Here is a 15,858-nt window from a genome sequence, read left to right on the forward strand (position 1 = left end):
GCCTCGCCTTACCCGACCTACAAAATCTCCGAACCGTAGGCCGGGTAAGCGCCACCCGGCACCACATTAGCCCACTGATCCCCAGACCAGATTACCGTTATGGAAGGTCGCGGTACGCGGGGAAATGCGCGCTACGGCTTCGGCGGAACAGGAGGCATCCACCAGCACAAAACTGGCATCATCCTGCGCTTTTGGCCACACGCGCTCGCCTTTGTCGTTGAGCGGCAGCACGTCACCTGTGGCGATACCCAGTGCGCGGGAAAGGGTTTGCTCGTTCGGGCGAATATACAGCTGGGCATAAAGGTTAGCTTTTTCCAGCATATCGCCCAGGCCGTACGGCGACCAGTGGTCGATCACGCTGTCGGTGCCCGTCATCACAAACACGCCCTTATCACGCAGCTGCTTCAGCGGCATGTGCAGGGTGCCAATCGGCACGGTAGAGGCAATGGTCACCTGCTGCGCCGCCATGCGGGTGGCAATCTCATCCACCTGCTGCTCGTTGAGCGTGGCCAGCGCGAAGGCGTGGCTGATGGTCAGCTTGCCCTTCAGCTCAGGCGTTTTCTCCACGGTTTCGACCATGTAATTCACCGCCGCCACGCCCGCCGGGCTGGTTTCGTGCAGGTGAATATCCACCCCTTTGTTGTAGTCCAGTGCAATCTGGAACATGGTGTCGAGGGATTTTTCCATCGCCCCATCCACATTGGTAGGATCAAGCCCGCCGACGTAGTGCGCCCCGGCTTGCATCGCTTCGCGCATCAGCTTTTCGGAATGGGATAACAGCAAACCATGCTGCGGGAAGGCGACAATTTCGCAGTCGAAACCGGGCTTGCGCCGGGATAATACGGCTTGCAGGTTTTCCAGATTTTTCAGGCCGGACACCGGCTCAATATTGCAGTGGCTGCGGGCAATGGTGGAGCCTTTCGACTGGATCAGGTCGATCAGTTTTTCCGCTCGCTCCTGGGTATAGGGTTGCAGCTCCGGCAACAGCTTCTGCTCCAGGCGGATCATGTCCTGGATGGTTGTCCCGGCCGGGCGATTCAGCGAACGCCACGGACCGCCGTAAAAGGTTTTATCCAGATGGATGTGCATGTCCCGCATCGCCGGAAGCATCAGCTTGCTGCCCGCATCGTAGTGCGGCAGCGTGGCATCGGCGTGGCTTTTGTTATCCCGCAGGGCGACTATCTTCCCGTCTTTGATTTCCAGCGTTTTCAGCTCGGTGCGGGTGCTGGTCGCGACGCTGCCGTCGAAATTGAACCCGGCTTCCAGCAGGACGTTATCCAGATAGTAATGTTTTGCGGTGATGCTCATGGGTTTGCCTGTCTCACAGATTTGCTTCGCGGGATCCGCAGCATACGCGACAGAGCCGGTAGCACCAAACAGCGCGCAGGCAGTGACCATTTTGCCGCTCTGGCTGATAAATTCACGGCGGCTTTTATTCTCACTCATCTTTTCTTCCTTTTGCTTATGCATTCACAATGTGGGTGCCGGTTTCACCGCGCAACGCCGCTGGCAGGCAGTCCGGCGAGGTGATCACCACCCGCTTGCCGCCGTGGTGCAGGAATTCCAGTGAGGCGACGATTTTTGGCAGCATGCTGCCCGCCGGGAAGTGCCCCTCCAGCATAAAGCGTGTCATCTGCGCCACGTTCACCGTATCCAGCGCCTGCTGAGTCGGCTTACCGAAGTTCACGCACACTTTTTCCACCCCAGTGGTGATAACCAGCACATCCGCGCCGATCTCGCGCGCCAGCAGCGCGGTGGAGAGATCTTTATCGATCACCGCATCCACGCTCTGGTAATCCCCCTGCTTAGTACGGACAACCGGAATACCGCCACCACCGGCGCCGATCACCACAAATCCCTTTTGTGTCAGCGTTTTGATGGCATCGGCTTCAACAATACTTAACGGCTGCGGTGAGGGCACTACGCGACGATAGCCCCGGCCAGAATCCTCCACAAAATGCCAGTCCGGGTGCGCAAGCTGTAACGCATCGCGTTGTGCTTCGCTGAAGAACGCACCGATTGGCTTTGTAGGATGGGTAAAACCTGCATCGTTTTTATCCACCTCCACCTGCGTCACCACGGTCACCGCCTTTTTCTCGCCGCGTGCGGCAAGGCGGTTGTTTAACGCCTGCTGGATCAGGTAGCCGATCCCGCCCTGGGTATCCGCCACGCAATTCGCCAGCGGGGTCAGCGGTAACCCTTCGCGCTCGTGGGCGATTTCCGCCCGGCGCAGATCCAGCCCCACCTGCGGGCCATTACCGTGGGTGAGCACAATGTCATAATCGGATGCCAGCATCTCCAGCACCGACTCCGCAACGGCTTTAACCGCCTGCGCCTGATGTTCAATCGACTGGCTGGCGTTATCTTTGATAATGCTGTTGCCGCCAATGGCAACGACCATGAGCTCTTTCATTTTTGTTCCTTTGAGAAGGTGCGATCTGGTGCCCTCACCCCGGCCCTCTCCCACAGGGAGAGGGGGAAGGTACGGCATTATCAGGATTCAGAAACCGGTGCCGCAGCGCTCGCCACTTCACGGCTATCAAGCACATGCTTCACCACAAACATGCCACCCATCATCAGATACGCAGTGACGAACATCAGCGAACTGCCTTCGGCAAAGCCGACCACCGGCGCGTGGATCACACCAAACAGTGCCAGCAACGCCCCGACAGCGGCAGCAATTGCACCACGCAGCGGTTTATTGATGATGGAGAAGATGGCGATACAGCCCCACAACATACTGGCGAGCGGAGCGCCATTGCCCAGATGCATCAGCCCTTCGTAGTAGATGCCCTTGCTGTGCAGCACATCGGTACCGATTTTCGCCGCATTAGTACCCGCAGCCCCCATCACGCTGTTCATCATGGTCAGCGCCCAGTTGGCGATCCACGGGAACAGGCAGATGAAGATAACGGGCACCTCCACTTTGGGCGTTTCCCTCACCACCTGGTTGGCAGTCACCACGCCGATAAACACCAGAATCGGCACGATGGCAGTCATCGGAATGATGGCGAGCATAAACGCCCCCAGCCCGAACAGCGGTACGATGAACATGGTCACACCGGACGCCAGCGTGTAGCCGATGCTTGCCCCCATGGCTTTCCAGCCAGCATGGCCCACGTAGACCGTCACCGGGAATGGGTTGCCCATCAGGCAGCCCAGCATCGACGCCAGACCGTTCGCCAGCATCACCTTACGGGTCGGGTATTCATCCCCCGCCGCGTGGGCGCTTTCGATGTTCTCAAGGTCAAAGATGTAGTTCGCCAGCCCAAGAGGAACCGCTGATGCCAGGTACGGCAGCGCGTGCGGCAGCCCTTGCAGGAAGCCTTCCACATGCACTTGCGGCGGGTTAAAGCCAAACGACGACATAGATGCTTTAATCGCCTCCGGGCTTTGCAGGCCGGAGATCCACGCCAGAGCCGTACCGGCAATCAACAGCAGCAGGCCGGTCGGGATTTTGGCGAAGATCGGCTTTTTGCCAAACCAGTTAATGAAGATCAGCAGCAGCACGATGAACGATACGGTCGGCGCTTCGAAGGCCTGAAGCATCGGGTTCATCGCCAGCAGCAGCAGACCCAGCCCGGACAGGCACGACAGCAGCACGGTGCGCGGGATCATCTTGCGGATGGTTTCCCCTAAAAACGAACCGCCCGCCAGGATCATCGCTTCCACGAAGCACCACACCAGACCAATCTGGATGGCAAAATCCGCATCGCCGGTTTGCTGGTAGACCGGCATCAGCACCAGGAAGGTCACGGTAAAAATAGAAGGTGCACTCGGGCCGGACGGCAGCGCGGTAACGTCGTTACGCCCGGTCTGGCGCGCCATTTGCAGGCCAAACCACGCATAGCAAATGCTCGCGACCAGTACCGCCAGCCCGAAGGCTGGCGCGATGCGTCCATAAACAATCTCTTTCGGGATGCCAACGACAAAAATGAGCAACCCCATCATGGTCAGCAAATTGGTCAGGTTGTTAGTCATCAACCCGAAATATGCCGCCCAGTCACCTCTTTTCCACTCCAGTTTCATGTTTTTCATGGATGCATGCCTTATAAAAAGTAGCGATCGCGGAAGGTCAACAGCGCCTTTTCAAAACAGCTAAATGGCGGGTGAACGATACCCGCCCCAATCATGCCGATGCCCGCATCTTTGTGGGCGATGGCGGTATTGATCACCGGCAAAATGCCGCTGCCCGCGACTCTGGTGATGTCGATGGCGGTCGGGATGCCCATAAACGAGAGCAGCGGAATGGTGACGTTCGGGTTTTCGCCGAGCGTGATTTCACGCATCTGGCGGGAGAAATCGATGGCTTCATCCACCGTGCCGCCCACCAGCGCCACAATCGCCGGGGCCGTTGCCATCGCAAAACCGCCGATACCGTAGGTTTCAGTGATGGCGCTGTCGCCGATATCCAGACCGGAGTCTTCCGGTTTATAGCCCGCAAACATTGGGCCAATTACCTGCTGCGCCGGGCCGGTGAACCACTGCCCCGGCAGGCCGGAAATGCGCAGACCGAACTCATAACCGTTACGCGCCATGGTGGTCACCACGGTGCTGTACTCAATGCCGTAGGCGGCATCCAGCGCGGCTTTACACATCGCCATCCACGTTGGGCCAGAGAAGTAGTCACTGCTGGCGACAAACTCGAACACTTCGCGCTGTTGTTCCACCGGATAACCCGCCTGAATAAGGCCCGGCGTCAGCGCCTGGATAAGCAACGTGGTGCCCGCGTTGTTACGGTTGTGGCACTCATCGCCCATGTGCAGGGCCTGCGCCAGCATTAAGCGCAGGTCAATTTCGCCGATGATTTTCATGGCATCGCGCAGCATCGGGCCGAGCACGTCACGCATCCAGTTCAGGCGGTCGATCACGCTCTGGTCATTGGCACCCATACGCAGAATTTTCGCCATCTGCTCGCTTAAGTTGGTGAACGCGCGGTTGCCGTAGGTTTTGTTTTCGACGATGTGCATGAACATCGAGGCAGATGTGACACCCGCCATGGAGCCAACGCAGTCATGTTCGTGGCACGGCGAGAAGGTGATATCGCCGGATGCCGCCAGCCTGGCCGCGTCTTCCAGGTTTTTCGCCAGCCCTTCAAACACCAGCGCGCCGGTAACCGCCCCTTTCATCGCCCCACACATGTTCTCCCACGCCACCGGCGGGCCGGCGTGCAGGATGGTGGTGCGGGTCATGCCCGGCACCACGTTAATCGCCTGGTCGTAGCCCACCAGCACTGGATGTGACTGAATAATGCGCTCAAGGGCTATTTTGTTGGCGGCGGCAATTTTGTCGGCCAGCGGTTTGCCCGCCAGCTGATCAAGCGCTTCCACCACCTGCATATTGCCCTGCCCTGGCGGTGTCCAGTCCAGCTGAGTCACGGGAACATGCTGCTTTTTGAGGTCGTCACTGAACATCGCAATGCCGACGTTAATTACGTTCAGCGGCTGATTAAATAAAGTCGTCATTATGCTTTCTCCCCTTTGCAGACAAATTCGCGTGCCAGTAATCCGGTATTGGTGCTGCTGCTGGCCCAGATAACGCCGGCATCGGTCAGAAGCTGGCACTGCTGAGCCAGTGACGGTGCATCCTGGTCAGTACCCAGCACGTAGCCGAGGAGCTCCAGCGGACGGTTGTCGGCCTTCGCAATTGCCTGTGCCTCTTTAATGGCGTCGATCATCACTCCTACCGGATCTTCGTGCGAGCCAAATCCCAGCACAAAGTCCATCACGATCACTCCCACTTCCGGGTCGCGCGCTTCCTGCAACAGGCGGCTGATCCGGTTGGTCGGGTCGATCATCGGATGCGGTTTGCCGTTGGTGAAATCGTCGTCGCCAAAGTCGAGGAAGGTATGGGCTTTACTGACGTTAATGTCGCTGAGACGTTTCGCTGGATCGGGCTGAATGTTGCTGTAGACGTCGTCGAATTTATCGAGCGCGGCGAACATCGCTTCATCGCACAGCGTGCCGCCGCAGAACAGACCGCGAATGTATTTTTGCTGTGGGGTCAGGCGGGCGCGCACCTCTTCGATCAGCGGCCAGTTGAGCGGATGCAGATCAAGAGGCTCTTTTTTGATGCCGGTCAGCAGCACCGCTTTCAGCGCAGCTTCCTTGGTGCCACGGGCAAACTGCAATCCGTCTTCATCAGCAGGCGGTGCGTTGCGACCGAGGAAGCACGCGATCACAGGTTTACGGCAGGCGCGCGCACGGGCCAGCACTTTTTCAGCCACCGCAGGCGCAGGCGGCTTGGAAATCAGGGCAATCACCTGCGTGGCATCGTCGGCTTCCAGCATGTCGATGGCATCGAGCATCATCAGCCCGCCGATTTTTTCACTCAGATCGCGGCCACCGGTCCCAATCAGCTGCGACACACCGCCGCCAAACTCATGAATGCGCACGCTCAGCTCCTGGCTGCCGGTGCCGGACGCCCCGACGATACCAATCGGCCCACGGCGTACCGCGTTGCCAAAGCACAGCGCCGCGCCGTTAATAATGGCGGTGCCGCAATCTGGCCCCATCATTAACAGCCCTTTCTGGTGAGCCAGCTGCTTCAGTGCCAGCTCGTCGTCGAGGCTCACGTTGTCGGAGAAAAGCATTACGTTGAGGTCGTTTTCCAGCGCCTGACGCGCTTCGCGGGCGGCAAAGGTGCCGTTCACCGAGATCACCGCAAGATTTGCATCGGGACGATGGGTTTTGGCGCTGGCCATGGTGGCGTAGCGTGCTTCATGGCTTCCGCCGCTCTCTTTGCGGGTGAACAGCGCTTCAATGGCCGCCAGCGTTTCGTCATTCGCCGTATCGCCTTTAATGACAATCATCAGGTCGCCGTTTTTAGCGTCGGCTAATTCTGGCGTTAACAGCCCAAGGTTTTTCAATACGCCTTTATTCATTTCCGTTGCCATAGCCACAAATGCCTGATCAACGCCCGGCAATTTATTGGCTTTGGTGGAAACCGACATTAATGAGACGGAATCAAAATAGGTGTTCTTTTTTATCACGATTTTCGTTGGCATTATTTTCACCTGTTTGAGGATAAAAGGGGGCCGCCATCGTGCAAAAAGCACGACGGTAAAATGCTGTGTTTATTCGTAGCCAGCCCGGTCAGGCTGGCCGAGTTATTTACGCGCCAGCTGCCAGCAGCAATTCGGCGATTTCATGGAAACCTTTTTCCCGCGCCAGTTCGAGCGGGGATTTACCGTATTTGTCGGTCATGTGCGGATTGGCGCCGTTATCCAGCAGCAGCGTTACAATCTCCTGCTGCTTCGCGCCGCCATCATTGAGGACAATGGCTTCCAGCAGCGGCGTCCAGCCCACGAAGTTGGTGTGATTGACGTTGATATCGGTTTTTTCCAGCAGCTCGCGTACGATCTCCACGTGTCCTTTTTCACTGGCAGGCGTGATGCCCACGCCGCCAAAACGGGTCAGCCTTTCGAGGTCAGGGTTTGCCGGAAGCACAATCCGCAACAGGGTTATATCGTTGGTCAGGCAGCTAATCAGGAAGGGGTTAAAGCAGGTTTGGTCCTGTTTATCGATATCTGCACCGGCGGCAATTAAATGCTCCACACAGGCGTAATGTTTATTCAGGCTGGCAATAATAACGGCGGTTCTTTTCTGTCGGTTGCTGGCATTAATATCCACACCTTTATCCAGACAGGCTTTTAGTGCATCGATATTCCCTTGTTCTGCCGCCAGCAGAAATTCAGTAACGAGTTCATTTGCAGACATATTCAGACTCCGGTGTTTTCATTTCTGATGCCCTGAGAATAGCAACAGCCCCTTCAGAAAAGAATCCGCTTAAATATCATTCACCGGAATGTGACGGATTGTTGAATAAAAATTAATAATTGAGCCAAAACGTGCGCCGGTACAATGTTTTTCTTATGTTTGCCTGCATTTGATGACGGAAAACAGCATTCTGCTTATGTCTCGCAATCCCTTGCCGGGCGCGGCTTTCAACAAATTACAGGAAGTGTGATGCTGTTCAAATCAGTTGTAACGTCAGTGTTAAAATTCGTTCAAAACTGGTTGCTCCCGCAGGGGATTACAAATAGATTCAACAATGCCGCGATGGCCTGTTTGCCTGGAGCCTGATGATGAATTCCATTTTTACCGAAGAGAACCTGCTGGCCTTCACCACGGCGGCGCGCTACAGCAGCTTTAGCAAGGCGGCAGAAGAACTGGGCCTGACGACATCGGCCATCAGCTACACCATCAAACGCATGGAAACCGGGCTGGACGTGGTGCTGTTTGTGCGTAACACGCGAAGCATTGAGCTTACCGAATCCGGCTTTTATTTTTACCGCAAAGCCACCGACCTGCTGAACGACTTTCACGCCATTAAGCGCGGGATAGATACCATTTCCCAGGGTATCGAGGCGCGGGTGCGCATCTGCATTAACCAACTTTTATATACGCCGCGCCATACCGCCAGGCTGTTACAGGTGCTGAAAAAACAGTTCCCGACCTGCCAGATAACCGTCACTACCGAGGTGTACAACGGCGTCTGGGATTCCATCATTAATAACCAGGTCAACATCGCGATTGGCGCGCCGGATACGCTGCTCGATGGCGGCGGCATTGATTACACCGAAATTGGCGCGATCCGCTGGGTCTTTGCGATTGCCCCGGAGCATCCGCTGGCGTTCACGCCTGAGCCGATAGCCGAAAGCCAGTTGCGCCTGTATCCGAATATCATGGTAGAAGACACCGCGCACACCATTAACAAAAAAGTCGGCTGGTTGCTGCACGGGCAAGAGGCGATTCTGGTGCCGGACTTCAACACCAAATGTCAGTGTCAGATCCTGGGCGAAGGGATTGGTTTTTTACCGGAATATATGGCGCGGGATGCGGTAGAAGATGGGTTACTGGTGACGCGGCGTATCAATAACCCACGCCAGGATTCGCGCATGTTGCTTGCCACACAACATGCAGCGACCGGCCAGGTCACACGCTGGATCAAACAGCAGTTTGGCCCCCAGGGTGTACTGACCGGGATATACAGTGATTTGCTCTGGCGCGCTTAATCGCGGGTTTGTACCCAGAACGCGTGAATAAGACCCGGAATATAACCCAGTAGCGTCAGAATGATGTTCAGAATAAACGCCCAGCCGAAGCCTTTACCCAGCAGCACGCCCAGCGGCGGCAGGATGATCGTGAAAACGATACGCCAAAAACCCATACAAACTCCGTGCAAGCTAATTCATTAAAGATAAAAAGAGGACACCCCCTAAGCGTAGTCAGTTTAGCGGGCGGGACTTCTCTGCGTTGGCCTTTTACCCTCTTTTACGCTTTTGACACTGGCTTAATCCTCTCCTTTAGTTTAGCATTTACTTAATTAAGTAAACTCTAAAGTAAAATGACTGAACTCGAACAACTCCAGGCCAGCGCTGAGCAGGCCGCAGCACTCCTGAAAGCGATGAGCAACGCCCGCCGGCTGCTGATCCTGTGCACGCTGTGCGGTGCACCGGGCACCAGTGCCGGCGAACTGGCGCGTGCCACGGGGCTTAGCGCATCGGCCACCTCGCAACATCTGGCGCGAATGCGTGAAGAAGGGCTGATCGACAGCACCCGCGATGCCCAGCGCATTCTTTACTTCATTAAAAACGATGCGGTGAATCAGCTCATCAGCACCCTAAAAACCCTTTATTGCCCGTAAGGAGCCGCTAATGTCCCTTCCTCTTATCTCCCCCCAGCAGGCGAATGCGCTGATTGCTGAAGGCGCAAAACTGATTGATATTCGTGATACCGATGAATATGCCCGGGAGCATATTCCAGCTGCCCGCTCCGTTCCGCTGGATACGCTCCCTGCCGGGCTTCAGATGCAGCCTGGTGAAACGGTTATTTTTCACTGCCAGTCGGGCGCACGCACCTCTGGCAATGCAGCGCGACTTGCACAAGCGGCATTACCCGCGCAGGCGTATGTTGTTGAAGGCGGAATTCAGGGCTGGAAACAGGCCGGGCTGCTGACCATTGAAGATAAATCACAGCCACTCCCGCTGATGCGCCAGGTGCAAATTGCCGCCGGGCTGTTGATTTTGTGCGGTGTGGTGTTGGGTTATAGCGTCTCCAGCGGCTTTTTCCTGCTCAGCGGTTTTGTCGGCGCAGGGTTGCTGTTTGCCGGGCTGAGCGGTTTTTGCGGAATGGCGCGTCTGCTGAAAATAATGCCGTGGAACAGACGTACCTCATAAGCAGTAATCCGTTGAATACACTGTACCCTGCGCAAGACGTGGGCTAAGGTGAAGAACACAACAATGATGAGGAGGTACTATGTTTTCAGTCGGCGATTTTGTGCAACCACGTATGGGCGGCCCAAAACTAAAAGTTACCGAAGTGAATGGCGAGAGCATCGTGGCGGTACAAGCCAGCAATGAGCAAGGCGAGAAATTTACGCTGAAGGCGGCTGATGTCACCCTTTATACTGAAGACGGTGATTTCGGCGTCTGCTAAAAAACGCAGCCGGGCGGAGCCTTCCGCCCGGCACACGGGTTAAATCAGGAAATCATCCAGTGATTTACCGTTTGCCAGTGCGCTCGCAATAGGTTTTGGCGTGCGGCCCTGACCGGTCCAGGTTTTTTCTTCACCGTTAACGTCGATGTAGCGATATTTTGCTTCACGCGCTTTACGTTTTTTCGCCTGCTGACCCACGTTGCTCGCTTCAGAGCCCAGCAGATCGGCTGGAGAAATACCGTCAGCTTTCATTCGTTCCAGCAGAGCATTAATTTTATCCTGCTGTTCAGCGCGCTGTTGTTCGAATTCAGCCTGCTCGTTACGTTTTTCTTCAGTAACGATCCTGACTTTTTCCAGCATCTCTTCTAGCGCTTCAATAGAGAATTCACGCGCCATTGCACGAAGCGTGCGGATATTATTAAGATTCTGTAACGTCAAAGACATATTAATTGAAAACCTTTTCTTTGTGATAAATCGAAAAATCAACAGATAGAATAATTCATTTCCCCTGCGATATCCACCCATCGAAACTTAAAACCATTTATTTTAAATATTTAAAAATATAATTTTGGATACCGGTTATGTTTCCAGGGAGAGACGGCTTATTTCTCAGGGACACAATCTGCCTGCGTTACCGTAGAGATCTCATCGCGTTGCCCCCCTGCAAACAAAAAAGAATAACTATGCACTTAACGTGAATAAAACAGGGCATTAATCAACAGAGTTTTTATCTACCAAAATGAATAATTAAGAACAATCATCATGGAATGGGTGGTTTTCACACAAACTAAAGAATGCCATGCTGAACCACGCGTCGGGGGCAAAAACCAACCCATGCAAAATTAACATAACACACTGATTTTACATCAAATAAAACAACAAAAGAGAGAAAATAGCGAGGCGATTAACAAATACACAATTACAGAGAATTTTGTGGACAAAAAGGCAATAAATAAAAATTAATCACTAATTGTTAGTTTTAAACCAGAGATATACGCTATACACGTCAAACAAACCAACCTAAAGCACTAAAGCTGAACGGTAAAGCCTCATTATAGTGTTCTTCTCAAGGAGTTCAGACATGTTCTCACCGCAGTCTCGCCTGCGCCATGCGGTAGCGGATACCTTCGCGATGGTTGTCTACTGTTCCGTCGTGAACATGCTGATCGAAATATTCCTCTCCGGAATGTCCTTCGAGCAATCACTTTCCTCTCGCCTGGTGGCTATCCCGGTGAACATTATTATTGCATGGCCTTACGGATTGTACCGTGATGCCGTCATGCGCGTTGCCCGCCGCATCAGCCCGGCTGGTTGGGTGAAAAACCTGGCCGACGTGCTGGCCTATGTCACTTTCCAGTCACCGGTATATGTCGCGATTTTGCTGACCGTGGGCGCAGACTGGCATCAAATCGCCGCTGCGGTAAGTTCAAACATCGTGGTGTCGATGTTGATGGGTGTGGTGTACGGCTATTTTCTCGACTATTGCCGTCGACTGTTTAAAGTCAGCCAGTACAACCAGGCTAAGGCGTGATGTATCGCGACTGGCGCATTGCCAGTCGCACGCTTACTGCTGTTCGCCGAACAGTCCTTTCAGAAAACGCTCCAGCGCCATGCGAGAGCTGAAACCATGCGGAATACCATAATGTTGATGCGTTTCACCGCCTAAATAGAGCGGGAATTGCTGGTAGTGATCGCAGGTTTTTATATCCGAGGCAGGCTCAGCAAATGAGAGACTTCTGTCTTTCAGCGTCGGGTGAATAATGAGAGCGGTGCGCCCCATTCTGGCTTCACGGTTGACGTAAACATAATTCTCGCCGCGGCGATATCCATAGGCTTTTGATGTCACTTCGTCCATGGTAAATCCCGCTTTTTCAAGAACGCGCGCCACCTCATCGGGTCGTAAATACATATTTAATCCTCGTTATCTTTTCCTGCCCGGCAACCTTACAGTATTCAGCATTAGCAGCGCTTTCAGAATATTCCATAAACCGCCGGATAAGTCGTGACTCGCTTCAGATAATAAAATCCTGGGCTAAACTCAATGGGAATGCAAAATGACGGAGGATCGTATGTTTAACAGACCGAACCGAAACGATATAAACGACGACGCCCAGGATATTCGTAATGATGTCAGCCAATTAGCGGACACGCTGGAGGAAGTGCTGAAATCCTGGGGTTCAGATGCAAAGGACGAAGCAGATGCCGCAAAACGTAAGGCTCAGTCTCTGCTGCGTGAGACCCGCGCCAGAATGCATGGCCGTTCTCGTGCCACGCAAGCCGCCTGTGACGCAGTCAGCTGCGCCAATACCTTCGTCCGTGAAAAACCGCTCTGCGCGCTTGGCACGGTGGCGGCGGTCGGGATTTTTGTCGGCGCCCTGCTCAGCCTGCGTAAGTAACCCACCATGAGATGTACGTCAGCCCCGGCTTGTCACTGGCACCGGGGTTTTTCTTTATCCATCGGCTGAAAATCCCGTACAGCCTGCCCTGCCCCGCTGTGCTCATCATCGTGGCGACACTCATCGAAATTTCCCATATATTGTATGGTTGAAACTTCTTATAACTACATCTAGTATTCCTTTTAGCAGGACACACACAACCTGACGCGACAATTCGCGCCGCCTCTCTATTTTAAATGGAAATACGAATCATGAGCATTATTATTTACACTCGTAACGATTGTGTTCAGTGCCACGCCACAAAACGCGCAATGGAAAGCCGCGGCGTCCAGTTTGAGATGGTGAATGTCGACCTGGTCCCGGATGCTGCCGACACTCTGCGCGCGCAGGGCTTCCGCCAGCTACCGGTGGTGGTCGCCGGGGAAACCAGCTGGTCTGGCTTTCGCCCGGACATGATTAACCGGATCGCTGCTCAGGCCGCCAGTGCATGAGTGGGCTGGTCTACTTCTCCAGCAGCTCGGAAAACACGCTCAGATTTATCGAGCGCCTCGGGCTGCCTGCGATACGTATTCCGCTCAATGAGCGGGAGCGTATTCAGGTAGACGAACCTTACATCCTGGTGGTACCGAGCTATGGCGGTGGTGGGACGGCTGGGGCTGTTCCCCGCCAGGTGATCCGCTTTCTTAATGATCCACGGAACCGGCAGCTTATTCGCGGTGTGATTGCCGCAGGCAATCGTAATTTTGGCGATGCGTATGGCCGCGCCGGTGATGTCATCTCTCAAAAATGCGGCGTGCCGTATCTCTATCGTTTCGAACTGATGGGGACACAGCAGGACGTAGAGAACGTGCGTAAAGGAGTGAACGAATTTTGGCAACGACAACCGCAGAACGTGTAATTCAGGCCACGCCGGATTACCACGCATTAAACGCCATGCTTAACCTCTACGACAGCGAGGGGCGCATTCAGTTTGCTAAAGACCATGAGGCGGTAGACGCCTTTTTTAGTGCCCACGTTCGCCCGAACAGCGTCCATTTCTCCAGCCAGCACGAACGTCTCGACTATCTGGTTAAAGAGGGTTATTACGAAGAGCGCGTTCTTACCCGTTACGCCCGGGGCTTTGTGGTGACGCTGTTTGAACGCGCCCACGCCAGCGGCTTTCGTTTCCAGACCTTCCTTGGCGCGTGGAAGTACTACACCAGCTATACCCTGAAAACGTTCGACGGCAAACGCTACCTGGAAAGCTTTGAAGATCGCGCCGTCATGGTGGCGCTGACGCTGGCGCAGGGGGATGAAAAACTGGCAGAACAGCTGACGGATGAAATCCTGTCGGGCCGTTTCCAGCCCGCCACCCCGACATTCCTGAACTGCGGCAAAGCCCAGCGCGGTGAGCTGGTGTCGTGCTTCCTGCTGCGCATTGAAGACAATATGGAGTCCATTGGCCGTGCAGTGAACTCGGCATTACAGCTTTCAAAGCGCGGCGGCGGTGTGGCGTTTCTGCTCTCTAACCTGCGTGAAGCAGGGGCCCCGATTAAACGCATTGAAAACCAGTCCTCCGGCGTGATCCCGGTAATGAAAATGCTGGAAGATGCCTTCTCTTATGCGAACCAGCTTGGCGCTCGTCAGGGTGCCGGGGCGGTGTATCTGCACGCGCACCACCCGGATATTTTGCGGTTTCTGGATACCAAACGGGAAAACGCTGACGAAAAAATCCGTATCAAAACCCTCTCGCTGGGGGTCGTTATCCCGGATATCACCTTTACGCTCGCCAAAGAGAATGCAGAGATGGCGCTGTTCTCGCCCTACGACATTGAGCGTATTTACGGCAAGCCCTTTGGCGATGTGGCCATTAGCGAGCTGTATCACGAGCTGGTCGCCGACGATCGCATCCGCAAAAACTATATCAATGCCCGCGACTTCTTCCAGCGGCTTGCAGAGATCCAGTTTGAGTCTGGTTATCCGTACATCATGTACGAGGACACGGTGAACCGCGCCAACCCGATTGCCGGGCGCATTAATATGAGCAACCTGTGTTCGGAGATCCTGCAGGTTAACAGCGCCTCCACCTATGACGAAAACCTGGACTACGACCAGACCGGAAAAGATATTTCCTGCAACCTGGGCTCGCTGAATATCGCGCACACGATGGATTCCCCGGACTTTGGCCGCACGGTGGAAACCGCCATTCGTGGCCTGACGGCGGTATCAGACATGAGCCACATCCGCAGCGTGCCATCCATTGAGGTGGGGAATGCTGCATCGCACGCCATTGGCCTGGGGCAGATGAACCTGCACGGTTATCTGGCACGCGAAGGGATTGCCTATGGCAGCCCGGAAGGGCTGGATTTCACCAACCTCTATTTTTACACCATTACCTGGCACGCGCTGCATACCTCTATGCTGCTGGCGCGCGAACGTAACCAGCGTTTTGCAGGCTTTGAGCAGTCCCGCTATGCCAGCGGCGAGTATTTCCGTCAGTATCTGGAAGGGGACTGGCAACCCAAAACTGAAAAGGTCCGCGCGCTATTTGAGCGCGCCAGTATCACCCTGCCCACGCGTGAAATGTGGCACCAGCTGCGCGATGAGGTGATGCACCATGGCATCTATAACCAGAATTTACAGGCCGTACCGCCAACCGGGTCTATCTCGTATATCAATCACGCCACCTCGAGCATCCACCCGATTGTGTCAAAAATTGAGATCCGCAAGGAAGGGAAAACCGGGCGCGTTTACTACCCTGCCCCGTTTATGACGAACGAGAACCTGGCGTTGTATCAGGATGCCTATGAAATTGGCCCGGAAAAAATTATCGATACCTACGCCGAGGCCACAAAGCACGTGGATCAGGGGCTGTCACTGACGCTGTTCTTCCCGGATACCGCCACCACGCGTGATATCAACAAGGCGCAAATTTACGCCTGGAAGAAAGGCATCAAGACGCTGTACTACATTCGCCTGCGCCAGCTGGCGCTGGAAGGCACCGAAATCGAAGGCTGCGTGTCCTGCGCGCTGTAAGGAGAAAG

The 15,858-nt window shown here is 54.7% G+C and carries 18 protein-coding genes; 9 read left to right on the forward strand and 9 right to left on the reverse strand.

All coding sequences use genetic code 11. The annotated features are described in order from the left end of the window. Positions 1-66: 66 nt before the first annotated feature. The 6 genes from HV107_RS04140 to HV107_RS04165 all read right to left on the reverse strand — a co-directional run bounded on the left by HV107_RS04140 (position 67) and on the right by HV107_RS04165 (position 7,718). Positions 67-1,446: an amidohydrolase family protein gene (locus tag HV107_RS04140; RefSeq protein ID WP_182062169.1), complete on the reverse strand. Its 1,380-nt coding sequence runs from the start codon at positions 1,444-1,446 to the stop codon at positions 67-69. Between the two features lie 16 nt (positions 1,447-1,462). Continuing rightward, a complete protein-coding gene (locus HV107_RS04145) occupies positions 1,463-2,413 on the reverse strand; it encodes a carbamate kinase family protein (RefSeq protein ID WP_182062170.1) in 951 nt (316 codons plus the stop codon). Positions 2,414-2,493: 80 nt separating this feature from the next. After that, positions 2,494-4,038 carry a xanthine permease gene (locus HV107_RS04150; RefSeq protein WP_182062171.1) on the reverse strand — a complete coding sequence of 515 codons (1,545 nt, stop codon included), beginning with the start codon at positions 4,036-4,038 and terminating at the stop codon, positions 2,494-2,496. A gap of 11 nt (positions 4,039-4,049) precedes the next feature. Then, on the reverse strand, positions 4,050-5,465 hold the full coding sequence (locus HV107_RS04155; protein WP_182062172.1) for a DUF1116 domain-containing protein: 1,416 nt from the start codon (positions 5,463-5,465) through the stop codon (positions 4,050-4,052). After that, positions 5,465-7,006 carry an acyl-CoA synthetase FdrA gene (gene fdrA, locus HV107_RS04160; protein ID WP_182062173.1) on the reverse strand — a complete coding sequence of 514 codons (1,542 nt, stop codon included), beginning with the start codon at positions 7,004-7,006 and terminating at the stop codon, positions 5,465-5,467. Before fdrA ends, HV107_RS04155 begins: the two co-directional genes overlap by 1 nt. Before the next feature lie 106 nt (positions 7,007-7,112). Further along, positions 7,113-7,718: an ankyrin repeat domain-containing protein gene (locus tag HV107_RS04165; protein WP_182062174.1), complete on the reverse strand. Its 606-nt coding sequence runs from the start codon at positions 7,716-7,718 to the stop codon at positions 7,113-7,115. 368 nt (positions 7,719-8,086) lie between these two features. On the opposite strand from HV107_RS04165, the gene HV107_RS04170 reads away from it, so the two are divergent. Continuing rightward, complete coding sequence (locus tag HV107_RS04170) at positions 8,087-9,016, forward strand: LysR substrate-binding domain-containing protein (protein ID WP_182063456.1); 930 nt, start codon at positions 8,087-8,089, stop codon at positions 9,014-9,016. Here the strand turns inward: HV107_RS04170 and HV107_RS04175 are convergent. Beyond that, complete coding sequence (locus HV107_RS04175; RefSeq protein WP_002903230.1) at positions 9,013-9,171, reverse strand: YqaE/Pmp3 family membrane protein; 159 nt, start codon at positions 9,169-9,171, stop codon at positions 9,013-9,015. The two genes, HV107_RS04170 and HV107_RS04175, sit on opposite strands and share 4 nt — an antisense overlap. 177 nt (positions 9,172-9,348) lie before the next feature. On the opposite strand from HV107_RS04175, the gene HV107_RS04180 reads away from it, so the two are divergent. The 3 genes from HV107_RS04180 (at position 9,349) to HV107_RS04190 (ending at position 10,439) form a co-directional block, all read left to right on the forward strand. After that, positions 9,349-9,648: a helix-turn-helix transcriptional regulator gene (locus HV107_RS04180; RefSeq protein ID WP_014071463.1), complete on the forward strand. Its 300-nt coding sequence runs from the start codon at positions 9,349-9,351 to the stop codon at positions 9,646-9,648. Between the two features lie 10 nt (positions 9,649-9,658). Beyond that, positions 9,659-10,180 (forward strand): rhodanese family protein, encoded by a 522-nt coding sequence (locus tag HV107_RS04185; protein WP_182062175.1) that lies wholly within the window; start codon positions 9,659-9,661, stop codon positions 10,178-10,180. A gap of 79 nt (positions 10,181-10,259) precedes the next feature. Continuing rightward, positions 10,260-10,439 (forward strand): hypothetical protein, encoded by a 180-nt coding sequence (locus tag HV107_RS04190; RefSeq protein WP_182062176.1) that lies wholly within the window; start codon positions 10,260-10,262, stop codon positions 10,437-10,439. 39 nt (positions 10,440-10,478) lie between these two features. Here the strand turns inward: HV107_RS04190 and stpA are convergent, their stop codons facing one another. Beyond that, on the reverse strand, positions 10,479-10,883 hold the full coding sequence (stpA, locus tag HV107_RS04195) for a DNA-binding protein StpA (protein ID WP_182062177.1): 405 nt from the start codon (positions 10,881-10,883) through the stop codon (positions 10,479-10,481). 637 nt (positions 10,884-11,520) lie between these two features. Between stpA and alaE the strand changes: the two genes are divergently transcribed. Next, on the forward strand, positions 11,521-11,970 hold the full coding sequence (gene alaE, locus HV107_RS04200) for an L-alanine exporter AlaE (protein ID WP_182062178.1): 450 nt from the start codon (positions 11,521-11,523) through the stop codon (positions 11,968-11,970). Positions 11,971-12,003: 33 nt separating this feature from the next. On the opposite strand, the gene HV107_RS04205 is transcribed toward alaE, so the two are convergent. Further along, complete coding sequence (locus tag HV107_RS04205; RefSeq protein ID WP_182062179.1) at positions 12,004-12,348, reverse strand: DUF2002 family protein; 345 nt, start codon at positions 12,346-12,348, stop codon at positions 12,004-12,006. A gap of 160 nt (positions 12,349-12,508) precedes the next feature. Between HV107_RS04205 and HV107_RS04210 the strand changes: the two genes are divergently transcribed. The 4 genes from HV107_RS04210 (at position 12,509) to nrdE (ending at position 15,850) form a co-directional block, all read left to right on the forward strand. Continuing rightward, on the forward strand, positions 12,509-12,835 hold the full coding sequence (locus HV107_RS04210) for a DUF883 domain-containing protein (protein ID WP_010434339.1): 327 nt from the start codon (positions 12,509-12,511) through the stop codon (positions 12,833-12,835). Positions 12,836-13,086: 251 nt separating this feature from the next. Then, entirely contained in the window at positions 13,087-13,326 is a 240-nt protein-coding gene (gene nrdH, locus HV107_RS04215; RefSeq protein ID WP_014071471.1) for a glutaredoxin-like protein NrdH, read from the forward strand. Beyond that, positions 13,323-13,733, forward strand: a complete 411-nt coding sequence (gene nrdI / locus HV107_RS04220; protein WP_182062180.1) for a class Ib ribonucleoside-diphosphate reductase assembly flavoprotein NrdI — start codon at positions 13,323-13,325, stop codon at positions 13,731-13,733. The genes nrdH and nrdI overlap by 4 nt, the downstream gene beginning before the upstream one ends. Then, on the forward strand, positions 13,706-15,850 hold the full coding sequence (nrdE, locus tag HV107_RS04225; RefSeq protein ID WP_182062181.1) for a class 1b ribonucleoside-diphosphate reductase subunit alpha: 2,145 nt from the start codon (positions 13,706-13,708) through the stop codon (positions 15,848-15,850). Before nrdI ends, nrdE begins: the two co-directional genes overlap by 28 nt. The last annotated feature ends 8 nt before the right edge of the window (positions 15,851-15,858 follow it).

The sequence above is a fragment of the Enterobacter sp. RHBSTW-00175 genome (assembly GCF_013927005.1).
Classification (GTDB): domain Bacteria; phylum Pseudomonadota; class Gammaproteobacteria; order Enterobacterales; family Enterobacteriaceae; genus Enterobacter.

Excerpts from the sequence above, each read along its gene's own strand:
- HV107_RS04145 (WP_182062170.1), bottom strand. The coding sequence starts at position 2,413 with ATGAAAGAGCTCATGGTCGTTGCCATTGGCGGCAACAGCATTATCAAA.
- nrdI (WP_182062180.1), top strand. The coding sequence starts at position 13,323 with ATGAGTGGGCTGGTCTACTTCTCCAGCAGCTCGGAAAACACGCTCAGA.
- HV107_RS04210 (WP_010434339.1), top strand. The coding sequence starts at position 12,509 with ATGTTTAACAGACCGAACCGAAACGATATAAACGACGACGCCCAGGAT.
- stpA (WP_182062177.1), bottom strand. The coding sequence starts at position 10,883 with ATGTCTTTGACGTTACAGAATCTTAATAATATCCGCACGCTTCGTGCA.
- HV107_RS04185 (WP_182062175.1), top strand. The coding sequence starts at position 9,659 with ATGTCCCTTCCTCTTATCTCCCCCCAGCAGGCGAATGCGCTGATTGCT.
- HV107_RS04175 (WP_002903230.1), bottom strand. The coding sequence starts at position 9,171 with ATGGGTTTTTGGCGTATCGTTTTCACGATCATCCTGCCGCCGCTGGGC.
- HV107_RS04165 (WP_182062174.1), bottom strand. The coding sequence starts at position 7,718 with ATGTCTGCAAATGAACTCGTTACTGAATTTCTGCTGGCGGCAGAACAA.
- HV107_RS04140 (WP_182062169.1), bottom strand. The coding sequence starts at position 1,446 with ATGAGTGAGAATAAAAGCCGCCGTGAATTTATCAGCCAGAGCGGCAAA.
- HV107_RS04155 (WP_182062172.1), bottom strand. The coding sequence starts at position 5,465 with ATGACGACTTTATTTAATCAGCCGCTGAACGTAATTAACGTCGGCATT.
- HV107_RS04205 (WP_182062179.1), bottom strand. The coding sequence starts at position 12,348 with ATGTATTTACGACCCGATGAGGTGGCGCGCGTTCTTGAAAAAGCGGGA.
- HV107_RS04170 (WP_182063456.1), top strand. The coding sequence starts at position 8,087 with ATGAATTCCATTTTTACCGAAGAGAACCTGCTGGCCTTCACCACGGCG.
- HV107_RS04180 (WP_014071463.1), top strand. The coding sequence starts at position 9,349 with ATGACTGAACTCGAACAACTCCAGGCCAGCGCTGAGCAGGCCGCAGCA.
- HV107_RS04190 (WP_182062176.1), top strand. The coding sequence starts at position 10,260 with ATGTTTTCAGTCGGCGATTTTGTGCAACCACGTATGGGCGGCCCAAAA.
- nrdH (WP_014071471.1), top strand. The coding sequence starts at position 13,087 with ATGAGCATTATTATTTACACTCGTAACGATTGTGTTCAGTGCCACGCC.
- alaE (WP_182062178.1), top strand. The coding sequence starts at position 11,521 with ATGTTCTCACCGCAGTCTCGCCTGCGCCATGCGGTAGCGGATACCTTC.
- HV107_RS04150 (WP_182062171.1), bottom strand. The coding sequence starts at position 4,038 with ATGAAAAACATGAAACTGGAGTGGAAAAGAGGTGACTGGGCGGCATAT.
- fdrA (WP_182062173.1), bottom strand. The coding sequence starts at position 7,006 with ATGCCAACGAAAATCGTGATAAAAAAGAACACCTATTTTGATTCCGTC.